Here is a 21,840-nt window from a genome sequence, read left to right on the forward strand (position 1 = left end):
GCTTAGCTTCTCTCCCCGCGAATCGACACTGACGGGAACGGGTACCGTTCGCCGCGCTCTACCCAGTCCATAAAGTCGGCGCGTGCGCCAGGGAAGTTGATCAGCTTCCAGCCGACCATGCCCTGATTTCCGCCGTGGATGGGATCGCTGAAGAAGCCTTCGCGGGTGTTCTGCAGCAGGAAGCTGAAGAAGACTTTGGCTGGCAGCTGACTGAATTCCGCGCTGCCACTCTCCATCGCCTGCAACAGGGCATCCTGCTGCTCGCCACTGAGCTGGGCGAAAACCTTGCCGTGCTGCTGTTTGCTGTAACTGTCGGCATCGGCCAGACCAAGACGGTAGATCTGCTGGGGTACCAGCGGCAGCTGATAGCCCAGCTCTTTCGGCAGATCGGGATTAAACGGCCCCTGCATATACCAGTTTGAACCCGTGGCATACGGCGTATTCATCTGGCGATCGATAAACTCCGGCACGCCGGCTTCCAGCGCACCCGGCCCGCGTTCATCGCTGGGGATCAGCCGAGCCACGGCGGCAGTAATAAAGGCAAACTCTTCGGCGGTAAACCAGGCTGGCTGGTAGTCACGCGCCTGCTGTGGACCCGCCGGGGTTTCAGCCGCCTGCGCAGCGAGCGGCAGGGAGAGCGCGCCCATCGCTGTGGAACCTACCGCCATTGCAGGCGCCAGGGTAATAGTCTTCAGCAAAAAATCCCTGCGTGAATGACCCTTTTTTTGTTCTGACATGACATTGCCTCATTCCCGCTATCGTGAGCGGTATGAAAAAGTAGAGGGTTGCGTTGTAATGGTTTTTATAAGCAAATTCAGGGTGACAGATTTTTGTTACCGGTAACAAAGCACCATATTGTAACACTGCCATTCACAAAGATTTAGTTCCACGAAACAAAACCGCACAATTTCATTAACATCTATCATCGTCCTGTCATGAGCAGAAACAACAGACTACAGACAGCGACCCGCCAAAAACGTTATAACAGGCAACACACAACAGCGGAGTGCCTATGTTTAAGTCTTTTTTTCCGCGGCCAGCGCTGTTTTTCAGCTCAGCGGCTGTCTGGAGCTTAGTAGCGATTTTTGCCTGGTTCGGCTTTGCCGCACATCTGCCCGGCATGTGGCCGACTTTTGAAACGGCAATGAAACAACCTTTACCGACCACCGCGGCACGTTTTATCGCCGCGAGTCAGATCTGGTTTTATCTCTATTACTGGATCATGGTAGCCATTTTTGCCCTGGCCTGGCGGCTGATTGATGCGCATCCGTGGCAACGCTGGTCAGTGTGGGGTTCCGCGCTGATTATCTTTGTCACCTGGTTTGGTGTGCAGGTGGGCGTGGCCATTAATGCCTGGTATGGTCCGTTCTATGACCTGATTCAGAAAGCCCTGACCAAAGCGGGATCGGTGCAGATTGCAGAGTTTTACCATGAGGTTATCTCTTTTCTCGGCATCGCCTTAATCGCGGTGGTGATTGGCGTTCTCAACTCCTTCTTTATCAGCCACTGGGTATTCCGCTGGCGTACCGCCATGAATAACTACTACATGCATAACTGGCAGCGTCTGCGTCATGTGGAAGGTGCCGCACAGCGTGTGCAGGAAGACACCATGCGGTTTGCCACTACGCTGGAAAACTGGGGTGTCAGTTTTATTCAGGCGATTATGACGCTGGTGGCGTTTTTGCCGGTGCTGGTGGCGCTGTCACATCACGTGAAAGATATCCCGATCCTCGGCAATATCCCTTACGCGCTGGTGATTGCAGCGGTGCTCTGGTCGGTGTTCGGCACCGGCTTGCTGGCGCTGGTCGGGATTAAGCTACCGGGTCTGGAGTTCCGTAATCAACGGGTTGAAGCTGCATACCGTAAAGAGCTGGTCTACGGCGAAGATAATGCCGATCGTGCACAGCCACAGACAGTGCAGGAGTTGTTCAGTCGGGTGCGGGTTAACTACTTCCGTCTCTACTTCCACTATCTCTACTTCAACATCACCCGCATTCTCTATCTGCAGGTCGATAACGTGTTTGGTCTGTTCCTGCTGTTCCCGTCGATTGTGGCAGGTACCATCACGCTGGGTTTACTCAACCAGATCACCAACGTGTTTGATCAGGTGCGCGGCTCGTTCCAGTATCTGATCGCCTCCTGGTCAACGCTGATCGAGCTGATGTCGATCTACAAACGTCTGCGCAGCTTTGAACAGATTCTGGATGATGTGCCGCATGATGAGATGATGCGCGAGGCATCGGAAGAGGTTTAGCGGTTCGGAAAGAATGTGTAAAACCATCGCTCTCGTTCCTGACCGGCAAAAAACCAGTGAATCTCCGGCCCAGATCGGCTACGCAGGAACGCACTGAAATTCTATGCCCGCGAAAGCGGGCTTTTTTATTGTGTGCATCAGTCACAGCCGTCATCGCACCGCTTGAAATTATAAGCTACAGCTTATAACCTGCAGTAACTGGACGGAATTCAGACAGGGAACAATGTCATGTGGACGGTGTTATTAAGTGCGAGGTTTGAAAGCTGGTTAAGCGAGCAGGAACAAGCCCTGCAGGAAAAAGTGTTAGCTGACCTGACAATGTTAAAAATTTACGGCCCTGATTTGCCTCGTCCTTATGCTGATACTCTTAAGGGATCGCAGTATAAGAACATGAAAGAACTACGCGTACAGTTTTCAGGAAGGCCCATCCGGGCATTTTATGCATTTGATTATGTCCGCCGGGCTATCGTGTTGTGTGCGGGCGATAAGAGTCAGGACAAACGTTTCTACAGTCGAATGATACGTATTGCTGACAATGAATTTTCAGCCTGGCTTGCTGAACTGGAGAAGGAAAATAATCGATGAGAACTTTAGATGAGGTTATTGCTGGCTTCTCCCCGGAGAGTCAGGCGCGAATCCAGGAAATGTCTGATGAAATGGTCTTAGAAATCGGACTGCAGATGATCCGTGAAGAACTTCAGCTATCACAAAAAAACCTCGCTGAGGCTATGGGAGTGCGTCAGCCTGCCGTTGCTCAGATTGAGCAGCGCGGGAATGAGATTAAGGTTGCTACGCTCAAACGCTATATCGAAGCGATGGGCGGGAAACTGAGCCTGAATGTGGAACTGCCGACCGGAAAAAGCGTGGCGTTTCACATCTGAGTCCTCGAGCTCGAAAAGCCGTTTTTTGATAGAAAAAAGCCACTCGTCAGAGTGGCTTTTTCGTTTACCGGGACGGTGCATCACCGCAGCGACGCCGGACGTCATGCCTTACAGCGCAATACGCATCACGCTGTCAGGATTTTTTGGCGGTTCCTTGCGCGAGCCGGGCTGTTTAACGCTGACGTACAGCACCTTACCATCCGCCGAGAGCGCCAGGCTGTTAGGCAATGCCGCGGTTTTTACCGTGCGCTTCACCTTATAGCTGCTGGCGTCGATGATGCTGACTTCACCGGCTTTGCGATGGGTAACATAAAGCTCATCACGCTGCGCATTGAACAACACTGCCAGCGATTCAGGCACATCAATCCGCTGAATTACCTGCTGATTACGCAGATCCACAACCAGCACCTGCGCCTGCTTTGAATCGGTCAGGAAAGCGCGCTGACCACGGTTATCCAGCGCAAGGTTCAGGAAGAAGTGCTCTTTATCGCCGTCAATCTTCTGCTTCTTCTCAACCGCATTTGTACGCGCATTAATCGTGACCAGTTCGCCATCGGCATTGGTGACGTAGACCTTTTGCGCATCGGCATCCACAGCCAGACCGGTGCCCATTTTGCCGGTATTCGGAATGGTGCTGACAAGCTTCATCGTGCTGCCATCCACCACCCAGACCACGCTCTGCGGTCCCAGTCCGGTGATATAAACCCGGTTAGTTTTCACATCCACCGCCACCTGGCGCGGCTGCAGCGGACGCACGGTCTCACTGCGCGGACGGCTATCCAGCACCAGCGTATTCAGTACCTTACTGCTACTGGCATCGATAGCGGTGACCGAACCGTTTACGGTATTACCAATATAAAGCACGTTGGTTTGGGGATTGATTGCCGCACCAAAGGATTTCAGCTCAGTGTTGATTGCCTGCTGTACCGCCAGCGTAGCCGGGTCGAGACGGAAAACCGTACCGCCGTTACCGCTGCTGTTCTGCGCTGTCGCCACAAACAGCGCGTTGTCTTTCGGGCTGACCGCCAGTTCATAAACACCTTTACCCACGGACTGATTAAGATCCGCCGCCTGCGCTGCCAGCCATCCTGAGGCAGAGAACAGGGCCGTAGCCAGTAACAGGGTCTGGCGCGTAATGGTAATCGCTTTCATAACTTCTCCAGAGTTAATCCACTGCAGACGCAGTGATAAGAAAGCCCGACATTGCAACCAGAAAGGCCTGACGCACAGGCTGATTTACGTTTTTTTGAGAATGATAATTATTTATGAAGGAAAGGGACAGGATTATTCGCGGAGAAACGAAGCCAGGACGCCCGGAGGCGTCCTGTCAGCACAAGAGGGTAAAGCGTTTTATTTCAGCAGCTCAGCGGTCATGTGAACGCCGTTGTTGGTGTAAGCTTCAGTGATTTTATATGAAGCACCAGCTTCCTGCGCCTGTGCAGCAATTTTCGCTTCTGCACCATCCAGCGTAGAATCGATAGCGGTCACAGATTGCGCGAAGCTGGCGAATGGCAGAACAGAAAGCGCGATAACAGCTGCAAAAGTTTTGATAGATTTCATGGTCAATTCCTCGGTTAATTTTTATCAGGTAAGGCGTGCTGCCTTGTTGATAGATATATTAGTCCGGAAGTTGATCAGTAAAAAGCGGAGGGTTTTGCTTATCTCTTTCAGTAAAATTGAACATAAAAAGCACGTATCGCACAGTTATCGCTCAAAAGGTTAATAACCCACTTCCATAAAAAAAGGCAGCATAATGCGCTGCCCTCAGAAGATTAACCGTGATGCCGCACCCGCGTGAAGATGGTCAGTGCAGCCAGCAGCATCAGCACGCCACTGGCAACGAACACGCCGCCTGCTCCGCGCAGGTCAAACATCCAGCCGCCCGCAGCCGCGCCGACGGTAATCGCCAGCTGAATGGTGGCGACCAGTAACCCGCCGCCCGATTCCGCGTCATCCGGCACCGCGCGCGAAATCCAGGTTGACCAGCCGGTTGGCATCGAACCAAATGCCATGCCCCAGATTGCCACGCCTGCGCCTACCATCCAGCTGACATCGCCAAAGCTCACCAGCATCAGCGCAGTGACGCTCATTAACAGCGCCATCCCACTCAACGTCAGCGATACGCTACGGGTGACCAGGAAACCCGCCAGCGAGGTACCAAAGAAGTTCGCCACGCCAAAGGCGAGCAGCGCCAGCGACAGCTGATTAAGATTGAGCTGTGCAACGCCTTCCAGGAATGGACGCAGATAGGTGAAGAAAGCGAAGTGGCCGGTAAACATCATGATCACCGCCAGCATCCCCCAGCGCATCACGCCGATACGCAGGAGCGCCAGCACGCCGCCGTTGCGGGCTTTGTTCTCTGCTGGCATGGCGGGCAGGGTAAAGAACTGCCACAGCAACGCCACCGCACCCAGTCCGGCGGTCAGCATAAAGATGTTGCGCCAGCCCACCAGTCCGCCGAGATAGCTGCCAAGTGGCGTGGCGATAATCGTCGCCAGCGAGATCCCGCTGAAGACAATAGAGAGCGCACGCGGTACCTGATCGGTAGGTACCAGACGCATGGTGATGGCCGTTGAGAGCGTCCAGAAGCCGCCAATAGCCATCCCCAGCAGCACCCGCGCCAGCAGGATCACCGTCAGGTCAGCCGCAAACGCCACCATCAGCGCCGAGGCAATCAGCAATAGCGAAAACACCAGCATAACGATGCGGCGATCGATGCGCCGCGTGACGCTGCCGGTAACCAGACTGGTAAACAGCGCCACCAGCGCGGTGATGGTGACGGTCTGTCCCGCCTGCCCTTCTGAAACGCCAAGGCTGTGGGCCATTGGCGTCAGCAGACTCACGGGTAAAAATTCGGCGGTAATCAGGCTGAACACCCCAAACGCCATAGCAAACACCGCGCTCCAGGCGGGACGGGTCGGCGAGGAAACCTCATCAGCCACTTCGGTTGTCAGACTCATGCTGCTTCTCCGGAAGATAAAAAAGTGAGTGAGAGCATAGAGTGGAGCGTCAGGACGATCTATGATGCTTACACCTTCATTTTTGATAATTCGTCTGGAATCGTATGAGCCATTATGGAGATCTGACCAGTGAGCTGCTGATGGGAATGCGTCTGTATGGCGTGAACTATCAGCGTATCGCGGTAAGCGCGCCGTTCGGGCTGCATTATGAGCACGCGCCGGGGCGGGCGCAGTTTCACTTTGTCGGGCGCGGTTCACTGCTGGTGCGCGGCGCCTCCGGTGAGGTGTTTCAGCTCAATAGCGGTGATGCGCTGCTGGTGCCGCACGGTAAGCCGCATAGCCTGATCTCCAGTGAGGAGGCGGACTGCCAGTGTATTAAGAACATGGCGAGTAAGCCGATTTGCGACAGCGTCTGTGCGATTGCCGCACCGGAAGATGCCTGTGATGACGAGCACAGCGTGCTGCTGTTCAGCGCCTGCATGGCGTTTGAGCTTGGCGGCATGCAACCGCTGATCAACACCATGCCGGATGTGATGCTGGTGAGTACGCTGCTGTCGCAGTACCCGGAGATTCAGCCGATTCTGGCGGCGATGGAGCGGGAATCGCGGACCCGCCAGGCGGGATTTGCCGGGATTCTGTCGCGTCTGGCTGATGTGGTTGCCGCGCTGATAGTTCGCGGCTGGGTAGAGAACGGCTGCGGCCAAAGTAGCGGGCTGGTGCAGGCGATGCGCGATCCGCGTCTGAGCCAGGCGATTGCCGCGATGCATCGGGAGCCGGGCGAAAACTGGACGGTGGCGCGACTCGCCAGCGTGGCGGGCTGTTCGCGTTCGGTGTTCGCCGGACGTTTTCTCACGGCTACCGGCATGACGCCGCTGCGATATCTGACCGAATTGCGGATGCGGCTGGCGGTGCAGCGAATTGTAAACAATGGCGAAGCGGTGGAAGCCGTCGCTTATCATCTCGGCTACGGCTCGATTGCGGCGTTCAGTCGCGCCTTCAAGCGGATTGTCGGGCAGTCGCCAGGCGCGCTGCGTGCCGGACGCGACGGCACGCAGGCGCTGGCCTCGTAATCTTGTCTCTTAACGAAACACGCTAATCGCTTCCACCAGCCGGTTAGCCTGATGGGTCATGCGACCTGAAGCCTCGGCGCTTTCAGTTACGCGGGCGGCGTTCTGGTGGGTGATGTCATCAAGATCTTCCACCGCTGAACTGACTTCGCTGAGCGCGGTCGCCTGTTCGGCCGTGGCGGCGCTGATCTGAGCGATCAGGGCAGTCACATTCTGTACCTGTGACACGATATCCTGCATCGTCCGGCCCGCCGCGCTGGCGTGATCATTGCCCGACTGAACGCGGCTGGCGCTGGTTTCGACCAGCATTTTAATCTCGCTGGCGGCTTTGGCACTGCGCTGTGCAAGGCTACGGACTTCGCCTGCCACCACCGCAAAGCCTTTGCCCTGCTCACCGGCCCGTGCCGCTTCTACTGCGGCGTTCAGCGCCAGAATATTGGTCTGGAATGCAATGCCGTCAATAACGCTGGTAATATTGGCAATCCGCTTTGAACTGTCAGCAATTTCGCCCATCATGCCCATCATCTCGGTCATCACCTCGCCCCCTTTGCTGGCTGCCTGGCTGGTGTCGACTGACAGGGTATTCACCTCGTTCGCCGTTTCAGTATTGCTCTTCACCGTGGCGGTCATTTCGTTCATGGTGGCTGCAGTCTGCTGTACGTTGGCCGCGGCCTGCTCCGTACGGCGGCTGAGTTCGTTGTTGCTGCGGGCAATGGCGTCGCTGGCGCTCAGCACATTGATCGCCTGACCGCTGACATCATCCACCAGCCAGCGGAACATCAATCCGAGCTGATCGATAGCGCGAAGCGTGACGCCGACCTCATCCACGCGGTCCATCTGCTCGACCTTGTGACTCGCACCAGTCGCCACGCTCAGCGCCTGTTTGCACATCCGCTCGATAGGGCGTGAAATCTGATGCTCCAGCCACAGACTGCTCAGTGTGAGTAGCGCCGCCATTCCTGCGGTAAAGCCGGCCAGTGCTGCGTGCGTCATGCCCAGCGCCCAGACGCCTGCCACCGAGAGGGGCAGTAACGCCAGCAGCGTACTGCGGATCCGCCAGCGCAGGGGCAGCGTTTTCAGAATGGAGGCGGGACGACGCCAGCCGCTGCGAACCAGCAGGCCTTTGTGAAAACGTCGCCCTCTGGCCCGGCCTTCACGAAAATCCTGATAGAGCGCTTCGATCTGACGGACTTCCTCTGCCGTGGGTTTGGTGCGTACTGACATATAGCCCTGCACTTTACCGTCGCGCACCACCGGAATGGCGTTGGCCCGCACCCAGTAGTGATCGCCATTTTTACGGCGGTTCTTAACCAGTGCAGTCCAGGGCTCGCCCTGTTTCAGCGTCGCCCACATGTCGGCAAACGCTTCTGGTGGCATATCGGGGTGACGCACCATGTTATGCGGCTGGCCATTAATCTCTTCGGCAGAGAATCCACTCGCTTCGATGAAGGCGTCGTTGGCATAAGTGATGTGGCTGTTGAGATCGGTGGTCGACATGAGTGTCGCATGATCGTCAAACTGATATTCACGCTGAGAGACAGGCTGGTTGTTACGCATCAAAAGTCCTTGAAGACCCGACGCCCTGCACGTGACAGTCTGCGTGTCAGCGTGAAAACGGTGGGCTGAGAAATAACGATTACCTTTTTTTATGTTTTCGGCATGCGTCCGCCTACTCTTTAGCGATTAAGTTAAATTACTGGCAATAAAAAAGCCGCTTTGCAGCGGCTTTCACATTTTTAGGTGATTATTCATCCGTTAGCCGGATTTCAGAATTCCGGCAGTCGGCTAGCTGAGGTCGACATTTCGGGTGCCGAACCACCAGGTCAGCAGAAATCCGCCGCTCCAGGCCACCATCAGCCCGGCCAGGTAAACCGCCATACCGGCGAAAATCCCCTGGCTGGAAGTCATCAGCGGCAGCGTGACCAGCCCGGAGGGTCCGAATACCGTATTCATCCCGACCGGCAAACCCAGCCACGCTACCAGCCCGATAAAGAAACCGCCCAGTGCCCCGCCACCGCAGGCGGTGATAAAGGGTTTGAGGCGCGGCAGCGTGACGCCGTAGATCAGTGGTTCTCCGACGCCCAGCAGGCCGGGCACAATGGCACCTTTGATCTGCGCCCGCAGCAGCGCCCCTTTTTCTGCTTTGCACCAGAGCGCCAGTGATGCGCCGACCTGCCCTGCGCCCGCCATCGCCAGAATCGGGAACAGCGAGTTAAACCCCTGCGTTTCTATTAACGCAAAGTAGACAGGAATAAAGCCCTGATGGATGCCGAACATCACCGCGATCAGGAACAACCCGGCCAGCAGCGCACAGCCGAAGGGATTGTTATTGAGATGGATAAAAAGCCACGACATCCCCTTAAACAGTTCACCACCCAGCGGCATGATGAGCAGATAGGTGATGGCCCCGGTAATCACCAGCGTAAACAGCGAAGTCAGGATCATATCAAGGTTGTCGGGAATGATTTTGCGCAGCTGTTTCTCAATCCACGCCCCGATAATCGCCGCCATCAGCACGCCGATAATGTTGCCGCGCGGGTCGATCGTCAGGCCAAAGAAGCTCTCCATGCCGCTGTAGTAGCCGGTGGTGGCGGTGGGCACATAGCCGAGCACAAACAGTGAAGCGATGATGGCACCATTGACGCCGCTGCCGCCAAAGGCTTTTTGCGCGTTGTAGCCGATCAGGATGCTGAGGAAGGTGAACAGTCCTTTGCCGAACACTTTCATGTACGCCACGGTGTGCAGCAGCCAGGGCGCGTGGTCGCCGGGCGCATTGAGGTGAAGGCTTTGCTCAATCAGCGTGGCAAAGCCCAGCAGCAATCCCGCGCCGATAAAGCCCGGAATCAGCGGCGTGAAGATGGTGGCGAAGCGCGACAGGAACTGATGCACGCCGCTGGTCTGTTTCGCCTTTAGCTGCTGCTTCTGCTGCGCCGCCCGCTGGCTAAGATCGGCTGTTTCGTCCTGTGGTGCCGGTGTTCTTTCATCCAGCACCAGCAGGCTCTGCATCCCCTCGGCGGCGGTTTGCGCTTTGCCTGGCCCCAGCACAATCTGTAACTGCGCCTCGCTGTTGATAACGCCCAGCACGCCCGGCAGGCTTTTTAATCCTGCCAGATCAGCCTGTTCCGGCTGATCTAGCGTCAGGCGGAGCCGCGTCATGCAGTGACCACAGGCCGCGATATTTTGCGCGCCACCGACTGCCTGCAGGATGTCACGCAACAGTGCTTCGGTGATTTTCGCCATTAGCGTGCTCCCGCTGCCTTCAGAGCCTGACGGATAAAGCCCTGATGCTGACTGAGCAGCGCTTTCGCCTCATCGGCGGCCAGGTCAGCCAGCACCATCAGGATCGCGGTTTTGCAGTGTCCACCGCAGGCGGTAAGCGCGGCGCTGGCGGTCGCGTCATCACAGTCCGTGGCCTGCATGACGATGTTGACCTGGCGCTGCACCAGTTTCTGGTTGGTCGCTTCCACATCAACCATCAGGTTGCCGTAGACTTTTCCGCTGCGGATCATCGAGCCGGTGGTGAGCATGTTGAGCACCAGTTTTTGTGCGGTGCCCGCTTTCATGCGTGAGGAGCCGGTGACCACTTCCGGGCCGACCACCGGCGTGAGCGCAATCGCAGCGACCTGCGACATGGCGCTGCCGGGATTACAGGTGAGCGACACGGTGGTTGCGCCAAGCTCGTTAGCGTAAGCCAGCGCGCCCAGCACATAAGGTGTACGACCGCTGGCGGCGATACCGACCAGCACATCGTGGCTGCTGAAGTGGATGTCTTTCAGATCCTGCGCGCCCTGCTCCCGGTTATCTTCGGCGTTTTCTACCGCCTGTAATATAGCGGTATGACCGCCGGCAATCAGGCCGATGACCTGCTCGCGAGGTGTACCAAAGGTAGGTGGGCATTCGCTGGCATCCAGGATGCCGAGTCGTCCGGAGGTGCCCGCACCGCAATAGATTAATCGCCCACCCGCCTGGAACGCAGCGCAGATGGCGTCAACGGCGTCGGCGATCTGCGGCACGATGGCCTCTACCGCCAGCGCCACCTTTTTATCTTCATCATTAATGACGCGCAGCATCGCTTCGGTAGAGAGTTCATCAATGTTCTGGCTGGCCGGGTTGCGGCCTTCGGTGATCATCTGGCTGAGGTCGAGTTTCATGGCGGGCTCCGTTAAGGAATAAATTATTCAAATTACCAAACATCATAACGAATGATTAATTCATTGAGTGAGATCTTTTTTCAATGGATGTGGGGTGAATCATGTTGCGGGGGATTGGGCTGAGCGAGTGATGTCTGACATTCGGCACTTAATCGCTGCGCATGCTTGCTCAGGCGCAGAGTATTTGAACGGAGTTGCTTTGAAATCCCGGCGGGTCAGAAAAGGTTCACCTGATCGTAAAGACGCATTCGTCATCCATGACGCTCGGCCCACGCCGTCCCTGGCGTGGGACGCTTTACTCTTCAGGTGAACATTTTCTTCCCTCAGGCTGTTTTACTGCTGTTTGAAAAGAAGTTTTAGCCGGACATGGTTGCGAAGGCGGATATCAGCAGTAGCGGAGTAAAGCGTCCGCCGCATGGACAAAAACGCCTGGAGGGTTTTTGAACAACGTAAAGCGCTGGCCCGTTTGCGGGCGAGCCTCATGGATGAGGCGAGTAACCGGCGGCCGAGGCCCAGGGACGGGTTTACGCCGACTTTACGCAGTCACTGCGGATATCCGACTGAACGAAGAAATGTTTTCCATTCAAAGACTTCGCCTCCCATACTACGTCACGCATCCAGAAGACAATAAGACCCTACGTATTACGGGTTCAAAGCACATTCATTTAATCAATATAAAGTTGCGACGTTCTGCAGCTATATAAGGCAGCCAGCTTCTCAAGCGTCTGTTTTTGAGGTTTCTTTCTCGACTCTAACTTCGAAACACCAGCCTGTGTGATGCCTAATTTATTCGCGACCTCTTCCTGCGACATTTGCCGATGCAAACGCCAGGCAACATGCAAAGGAACAGATTGTCTCCGGCTGATTTTCATGACGTCGTGGGGAATCGTTTCATCGTCATCCGATCCCGCTTTATAGGGCAGAGGCTCAAACATGTCGTCTAAATGACGTTCGGCCATGAGCCTGTTAAACAACTCAATGGGGATGACGGCACCAGTGCGGTTCCCGCGCTCGTCTGTCAGAAACTGTATCGCATTCATGGGTAATCACTCCTTACTGCCGCGGCAGAGCAGACCTGGGTTCATCTGCTGGCGCGGCTTAGCTATGTTCTTATCTGCTTTAAACTCAATGGTAACGCAGGCTAACTCCAACCGCCTGCTAGCGTTTTTTGTACGTGGTCGATGTTCTGCTTACAACTTCCAGAATAGCTATCACCACGGGCTGACCTTTCTCTATCTTCCACAGCACGCGATAGTGACCCACCACCAGCTTCATTCGCTTCTCTTTATCATCCGTCAGCTTTTCGACTTTCAGATGGGGAATATCAGGCCACTTAGCCAACGCCTCTACAGCATCTTCGATGGCGTTACCGTCTTTCTGAGGCAGTCCATATAGCTGTTTCAATGCCTTTTTCGTCCAGTTAATTTCTGGCATTCATCAACACTCCGTGTTGTCAAAGCACGCATTCAACTCATCTCCAGAACATAACCAAACATGGTTATTAAAGCAACTAAATGGTTATTTAAAGCGAATTTTGGTTATAATTATATAACTATTAATGTGAAGCCTCATCTTCCCTGAAACAGCCACCAGGAGCCACACCAACAAAAAGGGCCCAACTTTCGTTGAGCCCTTTTTTACGTTAGCGCTGTTCTCAGCTTGCGGTCTGCGTCCGCAGCTGCAGCTCATACGCTTTCGCCTGTTCGGCGTCGAACTGGTTTTCCCAGCGGGCAATCACCAGCACCGCCAGCGCGTTACCGACCACGTTCAGCGCGGTACGCGCCATGTCCATGATGCGGTCAACACCGGCGATAAATGCCAGACCTTCCAGTGGAATGCCGACGCTGCCCAGCGTAGCCAGCAGCACCACGAAGGATACGCCTGGCACGCCAGCGATCCCTTTCGAGGTCACCATCAGCGTCAGAACCAGCACAATCTCATCGGTCAGCGACAGGTCAATGCCATACAGCTGCGCAATAAAGATCGCCGCGATACTCTGATACAGCGTTGAACCATCCAGGTTAAATGAATAACCGGTCGGCACCACGAAGCTGGTGATCGCTTTCGGCGCGCCGTAGGCTTCCATCTTCTCCATGATGCGCGGTAACACAGTTTCCGAGCTGGACGTGGAGTAAGAGAGAATCAGCTCATCTTTCAGGATGCGCATCAGCGTAGTGATGCGCAGTTTACAGAAGCGCGCTACCCCGCCCAGCACCAAAAAGGCGAAGAACAGAATCGCCGCATAAACCAGCAGCACCAGCTTAGCCAGCGGCCACAGCGAGGCAAAACCGAAGTTAGCAATCGTCACCGCGATCAGCGCAAACACACCGACCGGCGCATAACGCATGATCATGTGCGTCACTTTAAACATCGCTTCAGAGATACCACGGAACAGGTTCACCAGCGGATCGCGCTGTTCTGACGGCAGTGACGACAGGCCTAAGCCAAACAGCACCGAGAAGAAGATAATCGGCAGCATGTCGCCCTTCGCCATAGAGGCGAAAATATTCTGCGGGATCAGCGACAGAATGGTGGTCACCAGGCTGTGCGGACCGCCCTGTACCTCTGCCGTTGTCGCTTCATATTTAGAGATGTCCACCGTTGCCAGCGTTGACATATCAATGCCGGTGCCGGGTTGAAATACGTTGGCCAGCGTAATACCGACCACAATGGCAATGGTGGTGATCACTTCAAAGTAGAGAATCGTTTTGACGCCGATGCGTCCCAGCTTCTTTGCATCACCCACGCCAGCGATGCCGACAATCAGGGATGAAATCACAATCGGTACCACAATCATCTTGATAAGATGAATAAAGATATCGCCTGCAGGACTGAGAATGTTGGTGACTAACCATTCACGATTGTCTGGCTGATTATGCAACACAGCACCCACAACGATGCCGAGCACCAGGGCTGTCAGAATCTGCCAGGCCAGGCTGATTTTAAAACCTTTCATAACGCGTAATTTCCTCAGTCAAAACCCGTTTCTCTCTACTGCGAAGGTGCAGAAGACAATACACACAGGGAGTGAGCAAAAAGCCCGGTAAATTAGAGGGTGTTTAGAAACAGCGCCTCGTATGAAAATCTGATGATTCCCATACCCATTTTCAGACGCGGTCTGAGTTGATACCTGCAGAACAGGGGCGAGATAAGTACCATTTTCACTGTGGTAAATGCAACCCCTGGCGAATCCGATTAAAAGTTAGCCACCTGAGTAGCATAAAGTGCTGCCGGAAGTAAAAATCCCTAACCTGCTGTTATGAAAAGTAATACTTAGATGAATTTCCGCATAGCTATGCAGAGTTGGTTAAAAACGCGTCCGGCGCGTTTGCTTGCTTTTTATCCAGCCTAATCCCGGATGACACCGCTTCTTAATTCCCCCTCGCCGCCAGAGAGTTAACCGGAAATATCAGAACGGCTTCACGCTTCTCCCGAAGAGGTTTATCTCGTGATCTGTGGCGCAAAAAAGAAACAAAGCTATGGCGCAGGCTTCAATTAACCATTGATTGACATATCATTAACATCTTCAAGGAGATCCGCCATGAGCCAAATACATAAACATCCCGTTCCAGAGAACATTGCAGCAAACACCCTGATTACGGCTGAACAGTACCAGGCGATGTATCAGCAATCTGTCGACGATCCAGACAGTTTCTGGGGCGAACAGGGCAAAATCCTTGACTGGATTAAACCTTACAGCAAGGTGAAAAATTGCTCGTTTGCGCCAGGTAACATTAACATTCGCTGGTACGAAGATGGCACGCTCAACCTGGCGGCAAACTGCCTTGACCGTCATTTAGCGACGCGCGGCGATCACCCGGCGATTATCTGGGAAGGCGACGACGCCAGCGAAAGCAAAACCCTGACTTTCCGCCAGCTGCATGCTGAAGTCTGTCGCTTCGCCAATGTGCTTGAGTTGCTGGAAGTGAAAAAAGGCGACGTGGTGGCGATCTACATGCCGATGGTGCCGGAAGCGGCGGTGGCGATGCTGGCCTGTGCGCGTATCGGTGCCGTTCACTCCGTGATCTTTGGCGGCTTCTCACCGGAAGCGGTCGCTGGCCGCATCGTCGACTCCAGCGCCTCGCTGGTGATTACCGCCGATGAAGGTATCCGCGCCGGTCGCAGTATTCCGCTGAAGAAAAATGTCGATGACGCGTTAAAAAACCCGAATGTCACCAGCGTGAAAAACGTGGTGGTGTTCCAGCGCACCGGTAAAGATGTGGGCTGGGTTGAAGGCCGCGATCGGTGGTGGCATGACCTGATGCGGGACGCCAGCACCAACCACTCTGCAGCCGAAGTTGGCGCGGAAGATCCGCTGTTTATCCTTTATACCTCTGGCTCTACCGGCAAACCCAAAGGCGTGCTGCATACCACCGGCGGTTATCTGGTCTATGCCGCCACCACCTTTAAGTTCGTCTTTGATTACCATCAGGATGACATCTACTGGTGTACCGCCGATGTCGGCTGGGTAACAGGTCACAGCTATCTGGTTTATGGCCCGCTGGCGTGCGGTGCCACCACGCTGATGTTTGAAGGGGTGCCGAACTGGCCAACGCCGAGCCGCATGGCGGAAGTGGTTGATAAACATAAAGTCACCCTGCTCTATACCGCGCCCACCGCTATCCGTGCCCTGATGGCGGAAGGGGACAAGGCGATTGAAGGGACTGACCGCAGCAGCCTTCGCATTATGGGATCGGTCGGCGAGCCGATTAACCCGGAAGCCTGGGAGTGGTACTACAAAAAAATCGGCAACAGCCGCTGCCCGATAGTGGATACCTGGTGGCAAACCGAAACCGGTGGCTTCATGATCACGCCATTGCCGGGTGCGACCGAACTGAAAGCGGGTTCCGCCACCCGACCGTTCTTTGGCGTGCAACCGGCGCTGGTGGATAATGAAGGTCAGCCGCAGGAAGGTGCCTGTGAAGGCAATCTGGTGATCACCGAGTCCTGGCCAGGACAGGCGCGTACTCTCTTTGGCGATCACGATCGTTTCGAGCAGACCTACTTCTCTACCTTTAAAAACGTCTACTTCAGTGGTGACGGTGCCCGTCGCGATGAAGATGGCTACTACTGGATCACCGGACGTGTCGACGACGTGCTCAACGTATCCGGTCATCGTCTTGGCACTGCCGAAATTGAATCGGCGCTGGTGTCGCATCCTAAAATTGCCGAAGCGGCCGTGGTCGGGATTCCGCACAGCATTAAAGGCCAGGCGATTTACGCCTATATCACGCTGAATCACGGCGAAGAGCCGTCGCCGGAGCTCTATACCGAGGTGCGACAGTGGGTCCGCAAAGAGATCGGCCCGCTCGCCACGCCTGATGTGCTGCACTGGACCGACTCACTGCCGAAAACCCGCTCCGGCAAAATCATGCGGCGTATTCTGCGCAAAATTGCCACCGGCGATACCAGTAACCTGGGTGATACCTCTACCCTCGCCGATCCTGGCGTGGTCGAAAAACTGCTTGAGGAGAAACAGTCGATCAAAATGCCTTAAGCGCACGCTGTCCGGCGGGAAGATCGCTTCCCGCCACACCCGCCCTACGCAGTCTGTTTCGCTAGTCACAAAAATTATAACCAGCTGAATCCGCGCCCTGTCGCGAGGTTCTCGCCTGCAAGCCCTCTGGAGAAAATGTGATGAATGACGCCCTTTCGAATCAGGATGCAATCAATCAGCAGATTGAACGTAATCCCCGTTTTCATGAGTTAGTCCGTAAGCGCCAGGCGTTCGCGACGCTGCTGTCGCTGATCATGCTGGTGCTCTATGTCGGCTTTATCCTGCTGATTGCATTTGCCCCCGGCTGGCTCGGCACGCCGCTGCATGCCGGTACCAATGTCACGCGCGGTATCCCGATTGGTGTCGGGCTGATTGTGATGTCGTTTGTGCTGACCGGCGTCTATGTCTGGCGCGCCAACGGTGAGTTTGACCGTTTAACCAAAGCGATCCTCAGCGAGGTGAAATCATGACCCGTCTCACCTTATGGCTGCTGGCCTTAATGTTGCCGTTTTCAGCGCTGGCCGCCGATGCGATCACCGGTGCGGTGCAGCGCCAGGCGACCAACTATCAGGCGATTATCATGTTTACGATTTTCGTTGGTGCCACGCTGGGAATTACTTACTGGGCGTCAAAGCGAACCCGTTCGCGTAACGACTACTACACCGCAGGCGGCAATATCACCGGCTTCCAGAATGGTCTGGCGATGGCGGGCGACTTCATGTCAGCGGCCTCGTTCCTGGGCATTTCAGCGCTGGTTTACACCTCCGGCTACGACGGGCTGATCTACTCGCTCGGCTTCCTGGTCGGCTGGCCGATGATTCTGTTTTTAATCGCCGAGCGGCTGCGCAACCTGGGTCGCTACACCTTTGCCGATGTCGCCTCCTATCGTCTGAAGCAGATGCCGATCCGTACCCTGTCAGCCTGCGGTTCGCTGGTGGTGGTGGCGCTCTACCTGATCGCCCAGATGGTCGGTGCCGGTAAACTCATCCAGCTGCTGTTCGGCCTGAACTACCATGTCGCGGTAATTCTGGTTGGCATTCTGATGGTGATGTATGTGCTGTTTGGCGGCATGCTGGCGACCACCTGGGTGCAGATCATCAAAGCGGTGTTGCTGCTGTTTGGTGCCTCCTTTATGGCCATAATGGTGATGAAAGCGGCCAACTTCAGCTTTAACACACTGTTCACCGAGGCGATGGCGGTCCATCCCAAAGGCATCGCGATTATGCAGCCTGGCGGACTGGTCAAAGATCCTATCTCTGCGCTGTCGCTTGGCCTGGGGTTGATGTTTGGTACGGCCGGATTGCCGCATATCCTGATGCGCTTCTTCACCGTCGCGGATGCCAAAGAGGCGCGCAAAAGCGTCTTCTGGGCCACCGGCTTTATGGGCTACTTCTACTTCCTGACCTTTATTATCGGCTTCGGAGCGATTCTGCTGGTGGGCGCGAACCCGGCCTTCAAAGATGCCAGCGGCGCGCTGATTGGTGGCACCAATATGGCGGCAGTGCATCTGGCTAACGCGGTCGGCGGCAGCACCTTCCTGGGCTTTATCTCTGCGGTGGCCTTCGCCACGATTCTGGCGGTGGTCGCGGGATTAACCCTGGCAGGCGCGTCGGCGGTCTCGCATGACCTCTACGCCAGCGTCTATCGTAAAGGTCAGGCGAGCGAAAAAGATGAGCTGCGGGTCTCCAAAATTACCGTGCTGGCGCTGGGCGTGGTGGCGATTGCGCTGGGGATTCTGTTTGAGAAGCAGAACATCGCCTTTATGGTCGGGCTGGCCTTCTCGATTGCGGCCAGCTGTAACTTCCCGATCATCCTGCTCTCGATGTACTGGTCAAAACTCACTACGCGTGGCGCGATGGTGGGCGGCTGGCTCGGTCTGCTGACCGCGGTTATCCTGATGATCCTCGGCCCGACCGTGTGGGTACAGGTGCTGGGCAACGCCACGCCGATTTTCCCGTATGAGTATCCGGCGCTGTTCTCGATGGTGGTGGCTTTTGTCGGCATCTGGCTCTTCTCCATTACCGACCACTCGCAGCAGGGCGCAGAAGAGCGTTCACGCTTCCGCGCGCAGTTTATTCGCTCGCAGACGGGTACCGGCATTGAACAGGGCAAAGCGCACTGATCGCCGTTTTTCATTCCTGACGATCGGACAATAAAAAAGGGCGACTACCGGGGTAGTCGCCCTTTTCTTTCACGCAGCAGAATCAGAAGCGCAGTGATGCACCGACGTACGGGCCATCGACCAGTACGTTATCTTTACGTCCATCTTTGTTGTTCAGTTCGATGTACTGATAACCCACACGCAGGTTAAGCAGTGAAACCGGCGTGAAGCTCAGGCCGCCAGCGGCTTCCTGATAGCTGTCGAGCTGATCGGTGAACGACTCTGGCGCATAATAATATTCGCCATACAGGCCCCACATGCTGTTCAGGCTGTAGTGCGCTGCACCACCCACCGCCACCGCAAACCCATCTTTTCCATCTTCAGGATGGGTGAAGATCGCTTTTGCGGTCGGCGCCAGACGCAGCGGCCCGAAGTCAACGTTGTAGCCCAGACCGGCACCGTAGGTGCTGCCGTCATGGTCGCTACGCAGCCAGTTACCTTTCAGAAACAGACCGGGTGTAGTGGTGCCCAGGCCCAGATTCAGGTTGGTGTTGTGTTCGCTGACATCAACACTCCCTTCAATCGCCTGAGCGGCACCGCTCAGTAAAACCAGCCCGAGGGCGCTCCCGGTAACAAGTTGCTTAAACATGATTCCACTCCGTGAAGGACAATTAATTCGGCCGCAAGGTTAACAGCCTGAAACGGGGAGACAACAAAATCCGGGAAACTTTACGTAAAAATACGTGTCGCGTTCAGAATTGCAGCTGTCCCTGCGCAACGCAGTGTAGACTATATTGTCCACATCAGGTGTCCAATCACCGGAGCCAGTATCACGGTCACGACGCCCGAGAGCATCATGACCAGGCTGGCGACGACGCCCTCCTGCTGCCCAAGCTGATAAGCGCGAGCCGTTCCGGCACCGTGTGACGCAGCCCCAAACCCGGCCCCTTTCGCCACACCCTGCTTAATCGCGATGCGCAGAAACAGCACGTCACCCACTGCCATGCCAAACACGCCGGTAATGACCACAAACAGCGCCACCAGATCGGGCTGACCGCCAATCGGCCCGGCGGCGGCCAGCGCAAACGGCGTAGTAATAGAGCGCACCGCCAGACTGCGCTGGATCGACTCCGGCAGCATCAGCAGCCGCGCCAGCCAGACCGAACTGCAGACGGCGACCAGCGTGGCGGTCAGGACGCCCGCGCTCAGTGAGAGCCAGTGGCGCTTAATAATTTCCACGTTCTCATAGACCGGCACCGCAAACGCCAGCGTCGCGGGTCCCAGCAGCCAGAGCAGCCAGTGGTTTTCTGCAATGTAATCCTGCCAGCTGATGTGGGTCAGCAGCAGCAGTGCCACCAGCACCAGCGGCGTCATCACCAGCGGCATTAACAGCAGCGTCCGCCAGCGGCGGTAAAGCCGTTTATTCAGCGCATACACCAGCAGCGTAACCGCCACACATATCAGGCTGAGCAGAAAATCACGCATGAGGATCCTGCTTACGCGCGGCGCGCGCGACTTCATAGTGATAAAGCCGATCCACCACCCAGGCGGTAGAGGCCAGCACCAGCAGCGTGCTAACACCGATCACCACGCAGATGCGCCAGCCATCGACCCGCAGCAGATCGCCATAATTCACTACCGCCACCACCGCCGGAATAAAGAACAGCAGCATCTCGGCCAGCAGCCAGCGCGATCCGGCTTTTACCCAGTTCAGCGGCACAACCCGCGTCACGATTAACGCCAGCAGCAATAGCATCCCGACAATGTTGGCGGGCAGCAGCAGATGTAGCCAGCTCACCAGCCGGTCACAGGCGACAAACAGGCCGATATAGAAACCCAGCTGCAGCGGCAGGCTGATCCACTGCACGGCGCGGTTGCTGCGTAAAGTGAGTGCTGACGCCATCACCTTGTCTCCCCGATTAAATTGATGTCACCAGTATAAAACGCCAGCACAAGGTGAAAAAAATGAATTAAAATTATCGCAATCATGCCTTAAAGGAATAGTTATGGATGTCCGCGCCCTGCGTTACTTTACTGAAGTGGTCCGCCAGCAGAGCTTTACCCGGGCGGCGCAAAAGCTGTTTGTCACGCAGCCGACTATCAGCAAAATGCTGCGTCAGCTGGAAGAGGAGCTGGGCTGTACGCTGATCCTGCGCGATGGCCGTCGTCTGCACCTTACCGACAGCGGCCAGGCGGTCTATCAGCGCGGCCTGGCGATCCTGCAGGAGTTTCATCAGCTGGAGGCGGAGATTGGTGACATCAACCAGCTCAAAACCGGCGAGCTGCGGCTCGGTATTCCGCCGATGGTGGGTATGCAGATAGCGGGATCGATTTCCGCCTTTCGCCGTCGCTATCCCGGTGTGAAGCTGAAAATTTCAGAGTTCGGCGGCCTGACCGTACAGCAGGCGGTGCTGGCGGGCAGTCTGGATATCGCCCTGACTGCATTGCCGGTTGACCCTGAGCTGCCGCTGAACACGCTGCCCCTGATGCATCATCCGCTCTGCGTGCTGTTGCCGCGCCGCCCGGAGTGGCTCAGCCGCCAGCAGATAGGCCTGGCAGAGCTGGCAGAGCATCCGCTGCTGATTTTCAATGAGGAGTTCTCGCTGAATCGCCAGCTGATGCAGGCGTTTCAGCGGCTTAACCTGACGCCAACGGTGGCGGTGCGCAGCGGTCAGTGGGATTTTCTGGCGGCAATGGTGCAGGCGGAGATGGGGCTGGCGATTCTGCCGGAGCCAATCTGTCAGCGTCTGGATAAGCAGTCATTATTGTGGCTGCCGCTGGAGTCGGAGCTGAAGTGGAGTCTGGGATTGATCTGGCGGGAAGGGAGTTATCTGTCGCGCAGTGCGCAGGCGTGGATCAACTGTTGTCGCGAGCACTGGCCGGATGAACCGCCGCGCCTGTCGGTGTGAAAAGCTGGCACGCCCGCATG

At 55.9% G+C, this 21,840-nt stretch carries 21 protein-coding genes; 8 read left to right on the top strand and 13 right to left on the bottom strand.

Translation table 11 applies throughout. The features are described from left to right. Positions 1 to 2: 2 nt before the first annotated feature. Positions 3 to 737: a gluconate 2-dehydrogenase subunit 3 family protein gene (locus EGO56_RS17610; RefSeq protein ID WP_135910395.1), complete on the bottom strand. Its 735-nt coding sequence runs from the start codon at positions 735 to 737 to the stop codon at positions 3 to 5. 275 nt (positions 738 to 1,012) lie between these two features. On the opposite strand from EGO56_RS17610, the gene sbmA reads away from it, so the two are divergent. From sbmA to EGO56_RS17625, 3 genes are all read left to right on the top strand, one after another. Next, entirely contained in the window at positions 1,013 to 2,254 is a 1,242-nt protein-coding gene (gene sbmA / locus EGO56_RS17615; RefSeq protein ID WP_033781572.1) for a peptide antibiotic transporter SbmA, read from the top strand. A 228-nt stretch (positions 2,255 to 2,482) separates the two neighbouring features. Further along, positions 2,483 to 2,839, top strand: coding sequence for a type II toxin-antitoxin system RelE/ParE family toxin (locus EGO56_RS17620; protein ID WP_135910396.1), 357 nt, complete (start codon positions 2,483 to 2,485; stop codon positions 2,837 to 2,839). Further along, positions 2,836 to 3,135, top strand: a complete 300-nt coding sequence (locus EGO56_RS17625; RefSeq protein ID WP_135910397.1) for a helix-turn-helix domain-containing protein — start codon at positions 2,836 to 2,838, stop codon at positions 3,133 to 3,135. The genes EGO56_RS17620 and EGO56_RS17625 overlap by 4 nt, the downstream gene beginning before the upstream one ends. Before the next feature lie 108 nt (positions 3,136 to 3,243). Here EGO56_RS17625 and yncE read toward each other — a convergent pair whose 3' ends face one another. From yncE to EGO56_RS17640, 3 genes are all read right to left on the bottom strand, one after another. Beyond that, entirely contained in the window at positions 3,244 to 4,287 is a 1,044-nt protein-coding gene (gene yncE, locus EGO56_RS17630) for a 7-bladed beta-propeller protein YncE (RefSeq protein WP_135910398.1), read from the bottom strand. Between the two features lie 198 nt (positions 4,288 to 4,485). Further along, positions 4,486 to 4,695 carry a YdgH/BhsA/McbA family protein gene (locus EGO56_RS17635; protein ID WP_009092571.1) on the bottom strand — a complete coding sequence of 70 codons (210 nt, stop codon included), beginning with the start codon at positions 4,693 to 4,695 and terminating at the stop codon, positions 4,486 to 4,488. Between the two features lie 212 nt (positions 4,696 to 4,907). After that, complete coding sequence (locus EGO56_RS17640) at positions 4,908 to 6,095, bottom strand: MFS transporter (RefSeq protein WP_135910399.1); 1,188 nt, start codon at positions 6,093 to 6,095, stop codon at positions 4,908 to 4,910. 104 nt (positions 6,096 to 6,199) lie between these two features. Between EGO56_RS17640 and EGO56_RS17645 the strand changes: the two genes are divergently transcribed. After that, the gene (locus EGO56_RS17645) at positions 6,200 to 7,165 is read left to right on the top strand and encodes an AraC family transcriptional regulator (RefSeq protein ID WP_013359813.1); all 966 of its coding nucleotides are present in this window, start codon (positions 6,200 to 6,202) and stop codon (positions 7,163 to 7,165) included. A 9-nt stretch (positions 7,166 to 7,174) separates the two neighbouring features. On the opposite strand, the gene EGO56_RS17650 is transcribed toward EGO56_RS17645, so the two are convergent. The 6 genes from EGO56_RS17650 to gltP form a co-directional block, all read right to left on the bottom strand. Beyond that, a complete protein-coding gene (locus tag EGO56_RS17650; RefSeq protein WP_135910400.1) occupies positions 7,175 to 8,719 on the bottom strand; it encodes a methyl-accepting chemotaxis protein in 1,545 nt (514 codons plus the stop codon). A gap of 228 nt (positions 8,720 to 8,947) precedes the next feature. Beyond that, positions 8,948 to 10,402, bottom strand: a complete 1,455-nt coding sequence (gene murP / locus EGO56_RS17655; RefSeq protein ID WP_135910401.1) for a PTS N-acetylmuramic acid transporter subunit IIBC — start codon at positions 10,400 to 10,402, stop codon at positions 8,948 to 8,950. Next, positions 10,402 to 11,313, bottom strand: a complete 912-nt coding sequence (gene murQ, locus EGO56_RS17660) for an N-acetylmuramic acid 6-phosphate etherase (protein WP_135910402.1) — start codon at positions 11,311 to 11,313, stop codon at positions 10,402 to 10,404. Before murQ ends, murP begins: the two co-directional genes overlap by 1 nt. Positions 11,314 to 11,978: 665 nt before the next feature. Continuing rightward, positions 11,979 to 12,353, bottom strand: a complete 375-nt coding sequence (locus EGO56_RS17670) for a helix-turn-helix domain-containing protein (RefSeq protein ID WP_135910404.1) — start codon at positions 12,351 to 12,353, stop codon at positions 11,979 to 11,981. Positions 12,354 to 12,471: 118 nt separating this feature from the next. Further along, positions 12,472 to 12,747: a type II toxin-antitoxin system RelE family toxin gene (locus EGO56_RS17675; RefSeq protein WP_135910405.1), complete on the bottom strand. Its 276-nt coding sequence runs from the start codon at positions 12,745 to 12,747 to the stop codon at positions 12,472 to 12,474. A 220-nt stretch (positions 12,748 to 12,967) separates the two neighbouring features. Beyond that, the gene (gltP, locus tag EGO56_RS17680) at positions 12,968 to 14,269 is read right to left on the bottom strand and encodes a glutamate/aspartate:proton symporter GltP (protein WP_135910406.1); all 1,302 of its coding nucleotides are present in this window, start codon (positions 14,267 to 14,269) and stop codon (positions 12,968 to 12,970) included. A 585-nt stretch (positions 14,270 to 14,854) separates the two neighbouring features. Between gltP and acs the strand changes: the two genes are divergently transcribed. The 3 genes from acs to EGO56_RS17695 all read left to right on the top strand — a co-directional run bounded on the left by acs (position 14,855) and on the right by EGO56_RS17695 (position 18,932). Continuing rightward, positions 14,855 to 16,810 carry an acetate--CoA ligase gene (gene acs / locus EGO56_RS17685; protein WP_135910407.1) on the top strand — a complete coding sequence of 652 codons (1,956 nt, stop codon included), beginning with the start codon at positions 14,855 to 14,857 and terminating at the stop codon, positions 16,808 to 16,810. A 140-nt stretch (positions 16,811 to 16,950) separates the two neighbouring features. Continuing rightward, positions 16,951 to 17,280 (top strand): DUF485 domain-containing protein, encoded by a 330-nt coding sequence (locus EGO56_RS17690; RefSeq protein WP_013359807.1) that lies wholly within the window; start codon positions 16,951 to 16,953, stop codon positions 17,278 to 17,280. Next, a complete protein-coding gene (locus tag EGO56_RS17695; protein ID WP_135910408.1) occupies positions 17,277 to 18,932 on the top strand; it encodes a cation acetate symporter in 1,656 nt (551 codons plus the stop codon). The genes EGO56_RS17690 and EGO56_RS17695 overlap by 4 nt, the downstream gene beginning before the upstream one ends. An 82-nt stretch (positions 18,933 to 19,014) precedes the next feature. Here EGO56_RS17695 and EGO56_RS17700 read toward each other — a convergent pair whose 3' ends face one another. From EGO56_RS17700 to EGO56_RS17710, 3 genes are all read right to left on the bottom strand, one after another. Further along, positions 19,015 to 19,560 carry a YfaZ family outer membrane protein gene (locus EGO56_RS17700; protein ID WP_013359805.1) on the bottom strand — a complete coding sequence of 182 codons (546 nt, stop codon included), beginning with the start codon at positions 19,558 to 19,560 and terminating at the stop codon, positions 19,015 to 19,017. Positions 19,561 to 19,700: 140 nt separating this feature from the next. Continuing rightward, the gene (locus EGO56_RS17705; RefSeq protein ID WP_135910409.1) at positions 19,701 to 20,396 is read right to left on the bottom strand and encodes an LrgB family protein; all 696 of its coding nucleotides are present in this window, start codon (positions 20,394 to 20,396) and stop codon (positions 19,701 to 19,703) included. Beyond that, positions 20,389 to 20,814, bottom strand: coding sequence for a CidA/LrgA family protein (locus EGO56_RS17710; protein WP_135910410.1), 426 nt, complete (start codon positions 20,812 to 20,814; stop codon positions 20,389 to 20,391). Before EGO56_RS17710 ends, EGO56_RS17705 begins: the two co-directional genes overlap by 8 nt. A 103-nt stretch (positions 20,815 to 20,917) precedes the next feature. Between EGO56_RS17710 and EGO56_RS17715 the strand changes: the two genes are divergently transcribed. Continuing rightward, positions 20,918 to 21,820: a LysR family transcriptional regulator gene (locus EGO56_RS17715; protein WP_033784476.1), complete on the top strand. Its 903-nt coding sequence runs from the start codon at positions 20,918 to 20,920 to the stop codon at positions 21,818 to 21,820. The last annotated feature ends 20 nt before the right edge of the window (positions 21,821 to 21,840 follow it).

The organism is Pantoea vagans (assembly GCF_004792415.1).
Lineage (GTDB): Bacteria > Pseudomonadota > Gammaproteobacteria > Enterobacterales > Enterobacteriaceae > Pantoea > Pantoea vagans.

Excerpts from the sequence above, each read along its gene's own strand:
- EGO56_RS17640 (WP_135910399.1), bottom strand. The coding sequence starts at position 6,095 with ATGAGTCTGACAACCGAAGTGGCTGATGAGGTTTCCTCGCCGACCCGT.
- yncE (WP_135910398.1), bottom strand. The coding sequence starts at position 4,287 with ATGAAAGCGATTACCATTACGCGCCAGACCCTGTTACTGGCTACGGCC.
- sbmA (WP_033781572.1), top strand. The coding sequence starts at position 1,013 with ATGTTTAAGTCTTTTTTTCCGCGGCCAGCGCTGTTTTTCAGCTCAGCG.
- EGO56_RS17675 (WP_135910405.1), bottom strand. The coding sequence starts at position 12,747 with ATGCCAGAAATTAACTGGACGAAAAAGGCATTGAAACAGCTATATGGA.
- EGO56_RS17620 (WP_135910396.1), top strand. The coding sequence starts at position 2,483 with ATGTGGACGGTGTTATTAAGTGCGAGGTTTGAAAGCTGGTTAAGCGAG.
- EGO56_RS17650 (WP_135910400.1), bottom strand. The coding sequence starts at position 8,719 with ATGCGTAACAACCAGCCTGTCTCTCAGCGTGAATATCAGTTTGACGAT.
- EGO56_RS17635 (WP_009092571.1), bottom strand. The coding sequence starts at position 4,695 with ATGAAATCTATCAAAACTTTTGCAGCTGTTATCGCGCTTTCTGTTCTG.
- EGO56_RS17645 (WP_013359813.1), top strand. The coding sequence starts at position 6,200 with ATGAGCCATTATGGAGATCTGACCAGTGAGCTGCTGATGGGAATGCGT.
- murQ (WP_135910402.1), bottom strand. The coding sequence starts at position 11,313 with ATGAAACTCGACCTCAGCCAGATGATCACCGAAGGCCGCAACCCGGCC.
- EGO56_RS17690 (WP_013359807.1), top strand. The coding sequence starts at position 16,951 with ATGAATGACGCCCTTTCGAATCAGGATGCAATCAATCAGCAGATTGAA.
- EGO56_RS17700 (WP_013359805.1), bottom strand. The coding sequence starts at position 19,560 with ATGTTTAAGCAACTTGTTACCGGGAGCGCCCTCGGGCTGGTTTTACTG.
- acs (WP_135910407.1), top strand. The coding sequence starts at position 14,855 with ATGAGCCAAATACATAAACATCCCGTTCCAGAGAACATTGCAGCAAAC.
- EGO56_RS17710 (WP_135910410.1), bottom strand. The coding sequence starts at position 20,814 with ATGGCGTCAGCACTCACTTTACGCAGCAACCGCGCCGTGCAGTGGATC.
- EGO56_RS17705 (WP_135910409.1), bottom strand. The coding sequence starts at position 20,396 with ATGCGTGATTTTCTGCTCAGCCTGATATGTGTGGCGGTTACGCTGCTG.
- gltP (WP_135910406.1), bottom strand. The coding sequence starts at position 14,269 with ATGAAAGGTTTTAAAATCAGCCTGGCCTGGCAGATTCTGACAGCCCTG.
- EGO56_RS17610 (WP_135910395.1), bottom strand. The coding sequence starts at position 737 with ATGTCAGAACAAAAAAAGGGTCATTCACGCAGGGATTTTTTGCTGAAG.
- EGO56_RS17695 (WP_135910408.1), top strand. The coding sequence starts at position 17,277 with ATGACCCGTCTCACCTTATGGCTGCTGGCCTTAATGTTGCCGTTTTCA.
- EGO56_RS17670 (WP_135910404.1), bottom strand. The coding sequence starts at position 12,353 with ATGAATGCGATACAGTTTCTGACAGACGAGCGCGGGAACCGCACTGGT.
- EGO56_RS17715 (WP_033784476.1), top strand. The coding sequence starts at position 20,918 with ATGGATGTCCGCGCCCTGCGTTACTTTACTGAAGTGGTCCGCCAGCAG.
- murP (WP_135910401.1), bottom strand. The coding sequence starts at position 10,402 with ATGGCGAAAATCACCGAAGCACTGTTGCGTGACATCCTGCAGGCAGTC.
- EGO56_RS17625 (WP_135910397.1), top strand. The coding sequence starts at position 2,836 with ATGAGAACTTTAGATGAGGTTATTGCTGGCTTCTCCCCGGAGAGTCAG.